Raw genomic sequence first — 15,867 nt, forward strand, 5'->3', positions numbered from 1 at the left:
GAATGAGCACGCAGCTTCCCCATGAAAAGGGCTTCCACATCTCCTGGGACCAGATCCACCGCGATTCCCGCGCGCTGGCATGGCGGCTGGACAAACACGGCCCTGGCGAGGGCGGCGCATGGCGCGCAGTAGTGGCGATCACGCGGGGCGGCATGGCGCCCGCGATGATCATCGCGCGGGAACTGGACATTCGCACAGTGGATACGATTTCGATCAAATCCTACAACCACCAGACCCAGTCAGAGCCTGTGGTCCTGAGCAAACCGGACGAGGCGCTGATGCGCGACGGCGAAGGCGTTCTGGTCATCGACGATCTGGTCGATAGCGGCAAGACGCTGGAAGTGGTCCGCGCGATGTACCCCAAGGCGCATTTCGCCACCGTGTATGCCAAGCCCAAGGGCGAACCGATGGTGGATACCTTCATCACTGGCGTCAGCCAGGATACCTGGATTTTCTTCCCGTGGGACATGGCGCTGCAATACGTCGAACCCTATCGCGGCACGGATTGAAGCATTTTCCAGGAAATGCTTTCCAAGAGGCCTGACGGAAAAATCTTGCAGAAGATTTTTCCGGGTAGATGGAAGACCTTTCTGGAAAGATTTTCTAGCGCCGAGCGCAGAGTGACTCAGCCAACAGGGCCTTTACCGCATCGCCCGGCACGTCCGCCGTCACAAACGCGGCGCCGATCCCGCGCGCCAGAATAAACCGCAACTGCCCGTCCACCACCTTCTTGTCCTGCCCCATCAGGTCGAGCAGCCCATCGGCATCCGGCAGGTCACCGGGAATGTCGGCTAAGTCCTTCTTCATCCCCATCGCAGCCAGATGTTCGCGCACGCGGCTCGGCTCCTCCTGGCTGACCAGCCCCAGCCGGTAGGACAGCTCAAACGCCAGCGCGCAGCCGATGGCCACGCCCTCGCCATGCAGCAGCCGGTCGGAATAGCCCGTCGCCGCCTCCAGCGCGTGGCAGAACGTATGCCCGAGGTTGAGAAGCGCGCGGTCGCCCTGCTCGGTCTCGTCCCGCTCGACGATATCGGCCTTCATCTGCACCGAGCGGCGCACGGCCTCCAACCGCAGGGCATCGTCGCCCGCGGCCATTGCAGGCCCGTTCACCTCTAGCCATTCGAAGAACGCGGCATCGCCGAGCAGCCCGTATTTCTGCACCTCGCCGTAGCCCGCCAGAAAATCGCGGGGCGTGAGCGTGCCGAGAACGGAAATGTCGGCCAGCACCAGCGAGGGCTGATGAAACGCGCCGATCAGGTTCTTGCCCAGCCCCGAATTGATCCCGGTCTTGCCGCCCACCGAACTGTCGACCTGCGCCAACAGGCTGGTGGGGATCTGAACGAAGCGCACGCCCCGGCGCAGCACGGCAGCGGCAAAACCGGCGAGGTCGCCGATCACGCCGCCGCCGAAGGCCACGACGATATCTTTCCGCTCCACTTTCTGTTCCAGCAGCCACTCCACCGCGCGGGTAAAATGGGGCCAGCTCTTGGTGGATTCGCCCGGCGGCAGCACCAACGCGTCCATCGACACGCCCCCGGCCGCCAACCCGGCCCTCAGTGCCTCCAGATGCAGACCAGCCACCCGTTCTTCGGTCAGCACGAAAACGCGCGGGCGGTTCAGGAGCGGCGTGATTTCGGCACCGGCCCGCGCGATCAAGCCGGGGGCAATGCGCACATCATAGGCACGGTCCTCGAGGGGCACGTGAACGGTGGCTTGGGTCATGCGAGGGTCTCCACTACGTTGGCCTTGGCCAAGTCCTGCAACACGGCATTGGTCGTCTGGTCGATGGACCATTCCGGGCGGGTCTGGACAGTAAACTCGGCCTGTTCATAGGCCGGTGTGCGGGCGATCAACAGGTTTTCCAGCGTCGCCCGCGGATTGGGGGTGCGCAGCAGCGGGCGCGTGTCCTTGTGCTTCACCCGGTTCCAGAGCGTCGCCAGATCGGCCCTGAGCCAGACCACGGCGGCCCTTTCTGCAATGAAGGCGCGATTGTGGGGCGACAGCCACGCCCCGCCGCCGGTCGACAGAATGCAGGGTGGGCCGTCCAGCAGCCGCGCGATCACCTGACTTTCCTTTTCCCGAAAGAACGGCTCACCATAGCGGTCGAAAATCTCGGAGATGGACAGCTTGGAGGCAACCTCGATCTCGGCGTCCGAATCTTCGAACGGCACGCCAAGGCGCGCTGACAAGGCCCGTCCAATCGCGGTTTTTCCGGCCCCCATCATGCCCACCAAAACAATGGTCCGGGTCAGCCGAAGCGTCGATGCTGGCGTGGTTTCGCCCATATCCAAAAAAAACGTCTCCCCAGTGGCGAAATCCCCGTCCAGTTGGCTTATAATGATTTGAAAGCGGCGGCAAACGCCGAAAACCAATGGCAGGTTGAGGACATATGCTGGGGCGCATCTTCCGACTCTTTATATTCTTGGCGCTTTTGGCCCTGATCGGGCTGGTGGGCTATTCCTATTCCGGGCTCTTGCAGCCGCAAACGCGTGAAATCACGCGACCGGTGGAGCTCGATGTGGACTAAGGCGGCCTTCGTGGCCGGGCTTCTGGCCTTTCCGGTTGGCGCGCAAGAGGCCGATGTCGTTGCCCCGCCGCCGCCGTGGCTGTCCGAATCCCTGCTTAGCCCGCATGGCAATATCGCAACGTCGGCCACGCCCGAAGAGATTCGGGTCATGCCCATCGGCGCGGTCAGCCTGGATGCGGTCGGGCTGCTGACGCCCATGCAGACGGGGCTGCCTGCCGATCTCTGGGCGGGGTCGAGCAGCGAAACCCTGGCCAACCTCTTTCGCGCCCAGCCCACCATCGGGCTGCCCGCGATCCAGAACTTTACCCAGATGCTCGCCCTGTCGGAACTGAACCCGCCGCCCGACAGCACGCAAGAGGCGGAATTGTTCCTTGCCCGGCTCGACATGCTACTGTCGCGGGGGGCCATCGACCCGGCCCGCGCGATGATGGAACGCGCCGGGCCGACCGCGCCCCGCGTGTTCCGGCGCTGGTTCGATGTTACGTTGCTGACCGACCAGCCAGACCGCGCCTGCGCGGCGATGCGGGCCAACCCCGATATCGCCCCCTCGTTTCCCGCGCGGATCTTTTGCCTTGCCCGGTCCGGCGACTGGTCGGCCGCCGCCCTGTCGCTGGACACCGGCGAAGCGCTCGGCTTCATCGACACGGCCGAAGCGGACCTGATCGCGCGGTTCCTCGACCCCGGTATTGCCGAAGGCTCGGACCCGTTGCCGCTGGACGTGACCCCGTCGCCCCTGCACTACGTCATGCGCGTGGCGATCGGAGAGCGGCCCGGCGCCAGCCAGTTGCCGTTGGCCTTCGCCCATATCGACCTTGCCGATGTGGCCGGATGGCGGGCGCAACTGGACGCCGCGGAACGGCTGACGCGGGCGGGCGCACTTACCCCGGCGCAATGGCAGTTGATCTACACCAGCCGCGTGCCCTCGGCCTCTGGCGGGGTCTGGGACCGGGTCGATGCGGTGCAACGTCTGGACGTGGCTATTCTGGCCCAAGACCCCGAGGCGGTGGCCGACACCCTGCCCGATGCCTGGGCCGCGATGCAGGAGGCCGAGCTGGAGGTGCCCTTCGCCGAGGTCTATGGCGACCGCCTGATGCGCCAGCCGCTGACCGGCGATCTCGCCCTGTTGGCGCGGCGCGTGGCACTGTTGTCGTCACGCTATGAAACCGTGGCGCAAATGGCGGTGCCGCAGTCGCCCGGCGAACGTTTTCTCTTTGCCATTGCGCGCGGGCAAACAGCCACGCCCGCCCCCGCCGGTGCCTTGCCCCGTTTGATTGCCGACGTGTTTTCCGGCACGTCAGTCCCCGACCGCTATGCCCGCATGATCGGCGAGGATCGGATCGGCGAGGCCCTGTTACGCGCCGCGCTTGTCCTCAGCCGGGACCAACCCGATCTGGATGATCTGCGCGACGCGCTGTCGCTGTTCCGCGCGATGGGGTTGGAAAACACCGCCCGTGAAGCAGCGTTGCAATTACTTGTTCTGGAGCGGCGGGGATGAGCGGCGACTGGATTTCTCCGTTCCTTGATGCGCAAGCGGCCGAACTCAATGCCGCGCGCAACACGCTCTTGGCCTATGGCCGGGACTTGCAGGATTGCGCGGGCTGGCTTGCCGCGCGCGGGCGGGCGTTCGACGATGCCACGCGCGAGGATCTGGAGGCGTACCTGATCCATCTGGACGCGCAGGGCATGGCACGGGCGACGCGGGCGCGGCGGTTGTCCGCTTTGAAGCAGCTTTACCGCTTCGCCTATGAGGAAGGGTTGCGCGCGGACAACCCGGCGATCCAGATCAAGGGGCCGGGGCGGGACAAGAAACTGCCGCAAACGCTGAGCATGGACGAGGTCGAACGACTGCTCGCCGCAGCTGAAAAACAGGGCCGGGGCGCGGGCGACCGCCTTAGAAATTCCTGTTTGATCCAAATGCTTTATGCAACGGGAATGCGGGTGACGGAATTGGTTAGCCTGCCGGTTTCTGCGGCGCGGGGGAACCCGGAATTGCTGTTGATCATGGGCAAGGGCAGCAAGGAGCGGATGGTGCCGCTGTCGCCCCCGGCCCGCGCGGCTTTGATCGCATGGCTGGCGCATCGGGATGTCGAGCAAGAGGTCGCGCGGGTCGAACATGGCACGCCGCCCTCGCGCTTCCTTTTTCCATCGCGGGGCAAGTCGGGGCATCTGACGCGGGTCAGGTTCTTTACGCTTATCAAGGAGATAGCCGTTGCCGCAGGGATTTCCCCCGAGACCGTGACACCGCATACATTGCGCCATGCCTTCGCCACGCACCTGTTGCAGAACGGGGCCGATTTGCGGGCGATCCAGACGCTTCTGGGCCATGCCGATATCGCCACGACCGAGATTTACACGCATGTTCTGGACGAGCGGCTGAAGGCGCTGGTGCTGGACAATCACCCGCTGGCAAAGCCCTGACGCGGCCCGATTTTTGCCCCATGCCAGCCGTACACCCCCGGTACACCCCCTGTGCACCCCCCGTGCATACGAAAGTGCGGTATGAAGGCAGGCATGGAGCGGCTCGACGAGATAAAAACAGGCCACTGGGACGCCATCGTGATCGGCACTGGGATCGGTGGCGGCGTCGCGGGGCGTGCCTTGGCCGAGGCCGGCTGGCGGGTTCTTTTCCTTGAGAAAGGCCGCGCCGGATACCGGGCCGAGGAAACCGGGCTGAACCTCGACATGGGCGACCCGACGGCGCGGGCGATCCGGGGCTATTGGCCCGATCCGATCCGCGTCACGCTGAACGGGCGGGAGCAGAGCTTTTTCGCGCCGCTCGGGGCCGGGGTCGGCGGATCGTCGGTGTTCTACGCCGCCACGCTGGAACGGCCCGAACGCCATGACCTCGACGCCCTGCCCGACCGCCCACACCCCACCGGGGGCTGGCCCGTGAGCTTTGACGACATGCGCCCGTGGTTCGACGCGGCGCAACGCCTGTTTCATGCTCACGGAGAGCCCGATCCGCTGAGCGACGAGCCTTCGCCAGCCTTGACGCCGCCGCCCGCACCGCCGCCGGGGGACGCGCGGATCATGGACAGTTTGCGCGGCAACGGGCTGCATCCTTACCGGCTGCACGCAGCGCTGCGCTATCTGGATGGCTGCGCGGAATGTCTGGGGCGCAAATGTCCGCGCCCTTGCAAAATGGATGGCCGCTCTGCCGGGGTGGAACCGGCGCTGGCCACCGGCAAGGCCACGCTGCTGACCGAAGCCGAGGTCACGCGGCTGGTGCGGGGTCTGGATGGCCGCGTGTCGGTGCGGCTGCGCCATGGCGGGGCCGAACACGAACTGACGGCCGCGCATGTGGTGCTGGCGGCTGGCGCGCTGTCTTCGCCCCGATTGCTGCTGGCCTCGGCCTCTGACAGCGATCCAAGGGGGATCGGTAACGCCCACGACCTTGTGGGGCGCAACCTGATGTTTCACCTCAACGAGATTTTCGCACTCTGGCCCGGAAAGACCGCCGGCGACCACGGACCGACGAAATCCGTGGGGTTCCGCGATTTGTATTTTGCCGAAGGCCAGCGGCTTGGCATGGTGCAGGCCATGGGCATCGACGTGGGTTATGGCGAAATCGTGCATCACTTGCGCCAGCGGGTGGCGCGCAGTTGGCTGGCCCGCGTGCCGGGAGCCGAGGAGTTTACCCGCATTCCAGCGGCAATCGGGGCCAAGGTGATGGGCACCGCCAAGGTCTTTGTAGGGCTGTTGGAGGATTTTCCCTATGCCGAAAACCGGGTGTTGCTGCACCCCGACGCGCAAGGACAGATCGCGCTGGAGTATCGCATCGCGCCCGAGTTGCTGGCGCGGCGGCGGCTGTTTCGGCGGCTGATCCGGCGGGGTTTTCGCGGCACGCGCACGGCCTTTCTGAGCCATGATCCAGAACCGAATTTTGGACATCCTTGCGGGACGTTACGGATGGGAATTGATCCAATGTCTTCAATTGTAACGAGCCATGGGCACTTACATGACGCCCCCAATCTCTGGGTCACCGATGCCTCGGTCTTCCCGACTTCGATGGGGGTCAATCCCAGCCTGACCATTGCCGCCAATGCGCTGCGGGTGGCGGACAACATGACGGGGGACAAATGAGGAACCTTACCGACGGAATTGCGGTTGTCACCGGCGCGGGCGGCGGATTGGGCCGGGCGCTGGCGGCGGACCTGTCTCAATCCATGCAGGTGGCGGGACTGGGCCGGTCGATGGCGGCGCTGGACGAGACCAAGGCGCTGGCCGCGCCGGGGCGGTTCACCGCGATCGAGGCGGATGTGACTGACTTTAGCTCTGTCCGGCAGGCATTTGTAAAGGCATCCGAAATTGGCCCTGTGACAGTGTTGATCAACAACGCCGCGACCTATCCGTGCCGGGACTTTTCGCAGGAAACGGCCGAGAGTTTCATGGACACGGTCGCCACCAATCTCGGCGGGGTCGTCGCCTGCACCCGCGCGGCGCTGGACGGGATGTTACAGACCGGTTTTGGCCGGATCATGACCGTGGCCACCTTTGCCGACATCGCCCCTTTGCCGGGGTCGTCGGCCTATTCGGTCTCGAAGGGGGCGGCGCGGATATTCACCCGCGCGCTGATTGCCGATCTGGGCGACCGGTTTCCGGGGATCGTCATCAATGACTGGATGCCGGGAATGCTGGCCACGCGGATGGGCATTGCCGACGGTCTGGCGCCCGAGCAAGCCGCGACATGGGGGGCCAAGCTGGCGCTGTGGCATGACCCCAGCCTGACCGGCACCACATGGGAAATGGACCGAGAGATTCCGCCACCGCGATCTCTGAAACGGCGGGTCGCGGACCGGGTTCTGATGAAGCCGCGTGTGGCGGCCCGCAAGCTTACCTGAGCCGCCAAGACCGCCACAGATGCCCCGGCAGGTCGCGGAAGGCCATTGCATAGCGCGTTGCCAGCCGTTTGGGGTTGGAGAGCAGCCGCCAAAGCCATTCCATCGCCACGGCCCGCACCCATTTCGGCGCGCGGGTTTGTTGGCCGGACAGAAAATCCAGCCCCGCCCCGATGGAGGCAAAGCCGATCTCGGGCACAACGGCGCGGCCACGGGCGGCGAGGATTTCCTGCTTGGGCGCGCCAAGGGCGAGGAAGCAAAGGCGCACACCCGCATAGCTGAGCCCGAGAAGGATCTGGTCGGCGGCGGCGCTTGCGGGGTCGAACCCCATCGGCGGCGCGACCTTGGACACGATGCGCAGCCCCGGCACCCGCAGGCGCAAGGCGTCCGCCGCGCCGGTCAGGCTGTCTTCGGTGCTGCCGACAAGGCCGAGGGGCACGTTTTCCTCAACAGCCAGACGGCAGAGCGGCAAGATCAGGTCCGAGCCCGGCAGAAGCTCTACCGGCTGGTCCGCCAGCCGCGCGCACCAGACGATGGGGTTGCCGTCGGCGGTGACGAAATCTTGCGCGGCATAGGCGTCACGGAACGGGCCGGGGGTGCGCAGCTTGGTCAGGTGGTCGAGGTTGAGCGTCGCGAGCGCAAAGCCCTGCCCGGCGCGAAACCGCTCGCGCACCTTTTCCTGCAGTTGCGGCCAGCCCGTGACCGTGACCCAGACCCTGTGGTCCCCGGCCTGAAATTCCATACTCGATGCTCCTGCCGCTCGCGCGCACTTTGCCCGAATGCTGCATTGCACAAAAGGGCACGGCGCGGGACAAACTGTTGCCATGCTTTTACGGTGAAACAGGACCGAAAGACAGGCACAGAGCAGGCACAATGACCGGACCCGACCAGATCAATGGCGGCGGCGCCGATGGCGCAGGGCGCGTGGCGCTTGTCGGGGGGGGATTCGTCGCCGATCTTTACATGCGCAGCTTTGCCCTGCATCCCGATGTCGGCGTGATCGGACTGCACGACCGCGACCCGGCGCGGGCCGAAGCATTTTGCGCCCATTGGCGTCTGCCCCGGTTCGACAGCCTTGACGCGCTGACCGACGCGCGCCCCGATCTGGTGCTGAACCTGACCAACCCGGTGTCGCATGCCGAAGTGACGCGGGCCTGCCTGCAAGCGGGGCTGCATGTGTTCAGCGAAAAGCCGATGGTGCTGAGTTTCGATGACGCGCAGGATCTGGTGGTGATGGCCCATGATGCGGGGCTGGAGCTTGGGACTGCGCCTTCCTCGGTTCTGGGCGAGGCGGCGCAGACCGTGGGCAAGGCCCTGCGCGATGGCGTGGCGGGCACGCCCCGGTTGATCTACGCAGAGCTCGATGACGGGTTCATCCCGCAGGCCCCGCTGGAGGCATGGGCCAGCGATTCCGGTGCGCCCTGGCCCTATGAGGATGAGTTTCGCACCGGCTGCACGCTGGAACATGCGGGATACTACCTGAGTTGGCTGATTGCGTTCCTTGGCCCGGTGGCCCGCGTCGTGACGGCCACCGCCGAAACGCTGCCCGACAAGCGCGGCCTGGTCGGCTGTGCGCCGGATTTCTCGGTGGCCGTGGTTCATTTCGCCTCTGGCCCCGTGGCGCGGCTGACCTGTTCGATCACGGCGCCGCATGACCATCGGTTGCGGATCATCGGCGATGCGGGCGTGCTGGAGATGGGCAAGGCATGGGACAATGCCGCCAAGCTGCGCTATCGGCGGCGGCTGCGCATTCGGCGACGGTTGCTGGAACATCCCATTGGCCAGCGGATCAAGCTGGCGGGGCCGACACACCCCAAACTGCCGCGTAAGGGCGCGGCGGCGATGAATTTCGCGCTTGGCCCGGTGGAAATGCTGGACGCGATCAAGGCTGGGCGGCGCTCTCGGCTTGGGGGCGCTTACGCACTGCACCTGACCGAGGTGACGCTGGCCTGCCAGACCGAGGGTGTGCACAAGATGACCACCACCTGCGACGTGATGGAGCCGATGCCATGGGCACGCTGACCCGCATCTGCATCACTGGCGCGGGCAGCGCCGTGGGCCGCGCCGCTGCCGAGGCCGCAATGCAGGCGGGGTTCGAAGTGGTGCTGCATTCTCGCTATGGACACAAGCAAAGCTGGCCCGATGTGCCAGAGGTCTTGCCTGTCGCCTGCCCGCTCGATGCGCCAGAGATGGCCGGGCTGCTGGCAGGCTGCGTGGCGGTGATCCATGTCGCTGGCCGCATGGTCGGCACGGAGGAGCAGTTCCAGAAGGACGTGGTTGCAGACAGCGCCGCGCTGATGCAGGCCGCCGCCGAGGCCGGGCTCACGCGCGTTGTGCTGGCCGGATCGGTGGCGGTCTATCGCGCCGGGCAACCGGGCGGGAATGTGGACGAAGAGAGCCCCGTTGAGGACCGCCCCGACCTGCGCGACGCCTATACGCGGGCAAAACTGGCGCAGGAAGCGGTGATAAGCGAGGCAGCAGATGCCGCCCGGATCGGCCTGAGCATCCTGCGCCTTGGCGCGATCTGGGGGCCGGGGCGGCTGTGGAATGCCCATCTTGGGGTGCGCAAGGGGCCGCTGCTCATTCGCATGGCGCGCGACGGCCAGATTCCGCTGTGCGACATCAATCGCGCCGGCGAGGCGCTGATCGCGGCGCTGCGCGGCCGGCCCGGTGTCTATAATGTTCTGGACGATGACTTACCCGACCGGGTGCGCTTTCTGAATGCGCTCGGGGGGGCTGGCCCGCGCCTTGTGCTGCCGGTCGGTTGGCGGCTGATGGACCGGCTGGCCGGGATGCGCCCCGACCGCCCCGGCCTGTTGCGCCGCCCGACCCTGCGGGCACGGATGATGCCGACGGGCTGGAGCGCGGCCAAGGCGCGCGAGGCGCTGACGCTGCGCCCACAGCTTTCGTTCGAGCAGTTGATGGGCTTGGCCCGGCAACATCGGGGGTGGCCATGAAGATCGCGTATCTGACCGGCGAATATCCCCGCGCCACCGACACGTTCATTCAACGAGAGATCGCCGCGCTGCGGGGGCTTGGCTTCGACGTGCTGCCCTGCTCGATCCGCCGCACCGGGGCCGAGCATCTGGTGGGGGATGAACAACGGCAAGAGGCCGCGCGCACCTATCACGTGTTGCCCGCCACGATCCGGCCCCTGCGATTGATCCGGGCCAAGCTGCGGGCGATGGCGCATCCGGGCCGGTTTTTCGCGGCGTTGGCCTTGGCATGGCGCACGGCGCCCAGGGGTATTCGCGGGCGACTCTACAACCTGATCTATTTCGCGGAAGCGATGGTGCTGGCCGATCACCTGCGGGCCGAGGGCGTCACGCATCTGCACAACCATATCGCCAAGAGTTCCTGCACCGTTGCGATGTTGGCCTCATGCCTGACGGGCATTCCCTACAGCTTTACCCTGCACGGGCCCGACATCTTCTTTGCGCCCGAGCATTGGCGGCTGGACGAAAAGATCGCGCGCGCGCGGTTCGTGGCCTGCATCAGCGACTTCTGCCGCTCGCAAGGCATGTTGTGGTCGGACGCCGCGCATTGGGCCAAGCTGAAGATCGTGCATTGCGGGGTCGAGCCGTCACGCTATGCGGCGGGCGCGCGGGATGGCACCAAGCTGTTGTTCGTGGGGCGTCTGGCCAGCGTCAAGGGCGTGCCCGTGTTGCTGGAGGCCTTGGCCAGCGCGCGCGAAACAATGCCCGAGGTATCGTTGACGCTGGTGGGCGACGGCCCGGACCGGGCGGCGTTGGAGGCCGAGGTGCAAACACGCGGCTTGCGCGACGCGGCGCGGTTCGTGGGCTATCAATCACAGGCCGAGGTGGCGGGGCTGCTGGCGTCGCATGATGTGCTGGTGTTGCCCAGCTTTGCCGAAGGGGTGCCGGTCGTTTTGATGGAAGCGATGGCAGCCCGGATGCCGGTGATCGCAACGCAGGTGGGCGGCGTTGGCGAATTGGTGCGCCATGGCGCGACCGGGCTGCTGGTCAGCCCCGGCGATGCTGGCCATCTGTGCGGGGCGATTGTTGAATTGATGGGCAATGCAGAGCGGCGCGAGGCAATGGGCACAGCGGGGCGCGCGACCGTTGAAGCGGCGTTCAACGCACCCACCGAGGCCGCGCGCCTTGCCCGCCTGTTCCGGGCCGGAGCCACCATGCCCCCTGAAAAACGACCGGAGCCAGCGCCATGAGCGACGCCGTCGCCATCATCCTGATCGGTCGCAACGAGGGCCAGCGCCTGATCGGGGCGCTCGACAGCGTCAAGGATCTGGGCGTGCGGGTGGTCTATGTCGACAGCGGCTCGACCGATGACAGCGTGGCCGAGGCCCGCGCCCGCGGTGCCAAGGTGGTCGCGCTCGACATGTCGATCCCGTTTACCGCCGCGCGCGCCCGCAATGCCGGGGTCGAAGCGCTGCGCGAACCGGACGGCCCCCTGCCCGCTTGCCTGCAATTTGTCGATGGCGATTGCGAGTTGGTCAAGGATTGGCTGCCGCGCGCCCTGTCGGCCATGCGGGCCGATCCCAATCTGGGGGTCGTCACCGGCTGGCGCACGGAACTGCACCCCGAAGCCAGCATCTACAACGCCATGTGCCAGCATGAGTGGCACCGCCCGGCGGGGCCGATCACCTCTTGCGGGGGGGATATGCTGGTGCGCAGCAGCGCCTTTGAAACGGCGGGGGGGTTTGACCCCACGGTGATCGCCGCCGAGGATGACGAGTTCTGCCTGCGGGTGCGCGCCGCCGGGTTCAAGCTGTTGCGGCTGCCGCGCGCGATGACACGGCACGACGCCGACATGCACCGCTTTTCGCAATGGTGGAAACGCTCGATCCGCAACGGGCACGGGTTCGCGCAGGTGGGCACGATGCATCCCCCGCATCTGAGCCGGGAACGCCAGCGGGTCTATGTCTTTGGCCTGATGCTGCCCGCCGTGGGGCTGGCCGGGCTGGCGGTGTCGGGCTGGGTTCTGGCAGGGGTGCTGGCGCTTTATGCCGGATCATACGGCAGCAGCCTGCGCGGCCTGATCCGAGAGGGCGTGCCGCGCCGCACCGCGCTGAAATTCGCGGGGTTCCTGACCCTGTCCAAGATTCCCAACCTGATCGGCATGGCAACCTATGCCGCGCGTCGGCTGCGCGGCCGGTCGATGCGGATCATCGAGTACAAGTAAGGATGTCTTTGTGAGCACCATGTCCAAACGGATCGGATTGATCGGCGCAGGCTATATCGCCGACTGGCACGCCGAGGCGCTGAAGGCCACACCGGGGGTCGAGATCGCCGCGATCTGCGACCGATCCGCCAGCGCGGCAGAGGCGCTGGCGGCGCGCTACGGGGGGCGGGTGTTCACCTCGGTCGAGGATATGCTTGCCGCCGGGGCCTGCGACGCGGTGCATATCCTGACGCCGCCCGATGCGCACAAACCCATCGCGCTGCACTGTCTTGCGGCCGGGCTGGACGTGCTGGTGGAAAAACCCGTGGCGCTTTCCGCCGCGGACACCCGCGCCATCGAAGACGCCGCGCAGGCGCATGGCCGCCGGTTCTGGGCCGGGCACAATTTCCTTGGGCTGCCAAGCTATGAGCGGCTGAAGCGTCAGGTTGCGGATGGCACGCTTGGCCGGGTATCCGAGGCGCAGATTTCATGGGCGCTGCCGCTGGCGCCGCTGCGTTCCGGTCCCTATGGCCTGTGGCTGATGCGCGACCTGCGCAACCTGTTGCTGGAGCTTGGGCCGCATCCGTTTTCCTTCGCGGTGGACCTTTTGGGTCCGCTTGATGTGGTGTCGCTGGTGACGGGGCAAGAGATTGCCCTGCCCGGTGCAGAGACCCGCCCGCAAAGCTGGCGCATTCTTGCGCGGGCGGGCGACGTGGACGTGACGATCACCCTGTCGATGGTGGAAACCGTGGATGACCGCAGCGTCACTTTGCGCGGCTCTTCGGGGATGGCGCGGCTGGATTACGCGGCGGATACGTTGGTGACAAACCGGGACAACACCGCCGATCTGGTATTGAACCCGCTGCGCAAGCAACTCGGCCAAGCCGGTGCGCATCTGCGCGAGGGGCTGCGGAACGCGGGCGCACAGGTGGCCTCGCTCAACCGCAAATCGCCCTATGGGCAAAGCTTTCGCGGCATGACCCGCGCGATCCATGGCACGGGCGAGGATACCCGGTTCAGCGGCGCAACGGCGCTGCGGATCATGGAGGCCATCGACGCAAGCCTTACCCTGCTGCCCGCGCGCCCTGCCCCGGCCATCGTGACCGGCACGCCCAGCCCGGACGTGATGGTGATCGGTGGCACCGGCTATATCGGGCGCACCCTGACTCGGGCACTGGTGGCCAAGGGGCACGATGTGCGGGTGGTCAGCCGGGGCCGCCACGGGCCCTTCCCGGACATCGCGGATCATGTAGAAACGGTACCGGTGGCGCTGGAGGACACAGCCGCGCTGGTGGCGGCGATGCAAGGGATCGGGACGGTCTACAACCTGGCCAAATCCATGGACACCACGTGGGAGGCGGCGCTGAAAAACGATGTCGGCACGGCGGTGCGCATCGGCGAGGCGGCGTTGGAAGCAGGTGTGCGGCGGCTGATCTATACCGGCACGATTGCGTCCTACGACATGTCCGATCCCAAGGCGGTGATCACCGAGGCTACGGGCTTTGGCGACATCGCCGCGCGCAACCTCTATGCCCGGTCCAAGGCGGAATGCGAGCGGCAGTTGATGGAGATGCACCGCACACGCGGACTGCCGCTGGTCATTGCCCGGCCCGGCATCGTGGTGGGCGGCGACGGCCCCTTGCAGCATTGGGGGATTGGCCGCTGGCACGGCGCGGGGGCGGTGAAGCTCTGGGGCAATGGCCGCAATATCCTGCCCTTCGTGCTGGTCGATGACCTGTCAGAGGCCCTGATCGCGATGATGGAGACCGAGGCTGCGGTGGGGCAAAGCTTCAACCTGACCGGCGAGCCGATGCTGACCGGGCGGGACTATTTCGACGCGATCCACCAACGCTTCGGCGCGCGGCTGCGGGTCACATCCGGTAGCCTCACGGCGATGTGGCTGGCGGGGGGCGTGAAATACGGGCTGAAACGCTACGCCCTTGGGCGCAAGGACGCTGTTTGCCCGTCGCTGGCCGACTGGAGGTCGCGCGCGCATCTGGCGCGGTTCGACAACAGCCTGGCGAAATCGGTGCTGGACTGGCGACCCGAGGCCGACCGTCAGGCGTTTGTGGCCCGCGCGCTGGATGCCAAGGCCCTGTTCGGGCTGTAGCTGCGACGCGGGACAAGGCATAATTCTGCCAAGGTTTTCTGCTGTATTGGCACGCGACACGCCTGCAGCCAACGACAGGACGAACGAGAGAGATGAGCAGCACCCGCCCCGACCCCGGCCAGACCCCGGCCCTCAGCGACAGCGAACGCCGCCGGCGTGAGCTGGAACTGCGGCTGCGCGCGGCGTTGACCCATCCGATCGAGGAAACCGCCGAAGACGACAGCGCGCCCGGCGACGTATTGGATCTAGACAATCCGCGCAACGCGCCGCCGTCGATCTGGGACCGGCTGCCGCGCATTCCGGTCGATCCGGCACGGATGGAAAAGAACCTTGTCATCACCGCGAGTCGGCACGATCCGGCCCATGCAGCCTTTGACGTGCTGCGCACCCGCGTGGTGCAGGCGATGAAGGACCGCGGCTGGACCCGCGTCGGCATCACCTCGCCCACGGCGGGAAACGGCAAGAGCTTTACCGCGATCAACCTTGCCATCAGCCTGTCGCGGCTGACCGATATCCGTTGCGCGCTGATCGACCTGGACCTGCGCCATCCGGGGCTTGCCAAGGTGCTTGGGCTGCGCGACATGCCCGCGACAGCCGATTTCCTGCAAGGCCAGATCAGCGCCGAGGACTACCTGTCCACCTTTGCGCCCAACATGCTCAATATCGGCGAGCACCTTGCGCTTGGGGTAAATGGCAAGCCCTTTGCCTATGCCGCCGAGCTGTTGCACGCCCCCGAAACCGGCGAGCGGCTGACCGCGCTGCAAGAGACGCTGAGCGCCGACCTGATGCTGTTCGACCTGCCGCCCGCGCTGGCGCTGGACGATGTGCTGGCCTTCCGGCCCTATCTGGACTGCGTGCTGTTGGTGGTGGCGGGAGGAGACACCCGCGCCCGCGACGTGCGCGAGGTGCAGCGCCGCTTTGGCGACGATCTGCCGATCCTCGGGGTGGTCATGAACAAGGCCGAAATGGACGACATGCCGGGATATGGCTACGACTGAAGCGTGGGCATATCGCGCAAGACTGAACGCGAAGAACGCTAGAGCGTGTCGCGGTCTTTCGCAGTAACGCCCCCCGCTCTTACCTATTGATGTCGCATGTCCGAGGGGCGCAAAACCGGTTCCCACTTTTGCGCGACATGCTCTAGCTGTGGAACGTCAACAGGTTGTTCCGATCCAGTCCTAATCGGCTGATTGGTGGTTTTGACTTTAGCGCCGAGTGCGGACGGTGCCAATTGTAGAGATGCGTCCATACGG

The 15,867-nt window shown here is 66.2% G+C and carries 14 protein-coding genes and 1 pseudogene; 11 read left to right on the top strand and 4 right to left on the bottom strand.

Annotated features, from left to right (window positions below; all coding sequences use genetic code 11):
* Positions 1 to 2 precede the first annotated feature (2 nt).
* Positions 3 to 509 (top strand): xanthine phosphoribosyltransferase, encoded by a 507-nt coding sequence (gpt, locus tag BKY27_RS15725; RefSeq protein WP_071675441.1) that lies wholly within the window; start codon positions 3 to 5, stop codon positions 507 to 509.
* A gap of 94 nt (positions 510 to 603) precedes the next feature.
* Here the strand turns inward: gpt and aroB are convergent, their stop codons facing one another.
* Positions 604 to 1,722, bottom strand: a complete 1,119-nt coding sequence (aroB, locus tag BKY27_RS15730) for a 3-dehydroquinate synthase (protein WP_071675442.1) — start codon at positions 1,720 to 1,722, stop codon at positions 604 to 606.
* Positions 1,719 to 2,285, bottom strand: coding sequence for a shikimate kinase (locus tag BKY27_RS15735; RefSeq protein WP_071675455.1), 567 nt, complete (start codon positions 2,283 to 2,285; stop codon positions 1,719 to 1,721). Before BKY27_RS15735 ends, aroB begins: the two co-directional genes overlap by 4 nt.
* A 231-nt stretch (positions 2,286 to 2,516) precedes the next feature.
* On the opposite strand from BKY27_RS15735, the gene BKY27_RS15740 reads away from it, so the two are divergent.
* The 4 genes from BKY27_RS15740 to BKY27_RS15755 all read left to right on the top strand — a co-directional run bounded on the left by BKY27_RS15740 (position 2,517) and on the right by BKY27_RS15755 (position 7,368).
* Positions 2,517 to 4,022: a hypothetical protein gene (locus BKY27_RS15740; RefSeq protein ID WP_071675443.1), complete on the top strand. Its 1,506-nt coding sequence runs from the start codon at positions 2,517 to 2,519 to the stop codon at positions 4,020 to 4,022.
* Positions 4,019 to 4,945, top strand: coding sequence for a tyrosine recombinase (locus BKY27_RS15745; RefSeq protein WP_071675444.1), 927 nt, complete (start codon positions 4,019 to 4,021; stop codon positions 4,943 to 4,945). Before BKY27_RS15740 ends, BKY27_RS15745 begins: the two co-directional genes overlap by 4 nt.
* Positions 4,946 to 5,026: 81 nt before the next feature.
* Positions 5,027 to 6,610 carry a GMC oxidoreductase gene (locus BKY27_RS15750; RefSeq protein ID WP_084668001.1) on the top strand — a complete coding sequence of 528 codons (1,584 nt, stop codon included), beginning with the start codon at positions 5,027 to 5,029 and terminating at the stop codon, positions 6,608 to 6,610.
* Positions 6,607 to 7,368 (top strand): SDR family NAD(P)-dependent oxidoreductase, encoded by a 762-nt coding sequence (locus BKY27_RS15755; protein WP_071675446.1) that lies wholly within the window; start codon positions 6,607 to 6,609, stop codon positions 7,366 to 7,368. Before BKY27_RS15750 ends, BKY27_RS15755 begins: the two co-directional genes overlap by 4 nt.
* Here the strand turns inward: BKY27_RS15755 and BKY27_RS15760 are convergent.
* A complete protein-coding gene (locus BKY27_RS15760; RefSeq protein ID WP_071675447.1) occupies positions 7,361 to 8,107 on the bottom strand; it encodes a WecB/TagA/CpsF family glycosyltransferase in 747 nt (248 codons plus the stop codon). The genes BKY27_RS15755 and BKY27_RS15760 overlap by 8 nt on opposite strands.
* 131 nt (positions 8,108 to 8,238) lie before the next feature.
* Here BKY27_RS15760 and BKY27_RS15765 point away from each other — a divergent pair, with 131 nt between their 5' ends.
* From BKY27_RS15765 to BKY27_RS15790, 6 genes are all read left to right on the top strand, one after another.
* Entirely contained in the window at positions 8,239 to 9,387 is a 1,149-nt protein-coding gene (locus tag BKY27_RS15765) for a Gfo/Idh/MocA family protein (protein WP_071675448.1), read from the top strand.
* Positions 9,375 to 10,322, top strand: coding sequence for an NAD-dependent epimerase/dehydratase family protein (locus BKY27_RS15770; RefSeq protein ID WP_071675449.1), 948 nt, complete (start codon positions 9,375 to 9,377; stop codon positions 10,320 to 10,322). The genes BKY27_RS15765 and BKY27_RS15770 overlap by 13 nt, the downstream gene beginning before the upstream one ends.
* Positions 10,319 to 11,551 carry a glycosyltransferase family 4 protein gene (locus tag BKY27_RS15775; RefSeq protein WP_071675450.1) on the top strand — a complete coding sequence of 411 codons (1,233 nt, stop codon included), beginning with the start codon at positions 10,319 to 10,321 and terminating at the stop codon, positions 11,549 to 11,551. The genes BKY27_RS15770 and BKY27_RS15775 overlap by 4 nt, the downstream gene beginning before the upstream one ends.
* Positions 11,548 to 12,525, top strand: a complete 978-nt coding sequence (locus BKY27_RS15780) for a glycosyltransferase (RefSeq protein ID WP_071675451.1) — start codon at positions 11,548 to 11,550, stop codon at positions 12,523 to 12,525. The genes BKY27_RS15775 and BKY27_RS15780 overlap by 4 nt, the downstream gene beginning before the upstream one ends.
* Before the next feature lie 19 nt (positions 12,526 to 12,544).
* Positions 12,545 to 14,614, top strand: a complete 2,070-nt coding sequence (locus BKY27_RS15785; RefSeq protein ID WP_071675452.1) for an NAD-dependent epimerase/dehydratase family protein — start codon at positions 12,545 to 12,547, stop codon at positions 14,612 to 14,614.
* A 92-nt stretch (positions 14,615 to 14,706) separates the two neighbouring features.
* The gene (locus BKY27_RS15790) at positions 14,707 to 15,612 is read left to right on the top strand and encodes a CpsD/CapB family tyrosine-protein kinase (RefSeq protein ID WP_071675453.1); all 906 of its coding nucleotides are present in this window, start codon (positions 14,707 to 14,709) and stop codon (positions 15,610 to 15,612) included.
* Between the two features lie 142 nt (positions 15,613 to 15,754).
* On the opposite strand, the pseudogene BKY27_RS19955 reads toward BKY27_RS15790, so the two are convergent.
* Positions 15,755 to 15,867 (bottom strand): annotated as a pseudogene (locus tag BKY27_RS19955) (IS481 family transposase); the annotation flags it as partial.

This window comes from Nioella nitratireducens, assembly GCF_001879715.1.
Lineage (GTDB): Bacteria > Pseudomonadota > Alphaproteobacteria > Rhodobacterales > Rhodobacteraceae > Nioella > Nioella nitratireducens.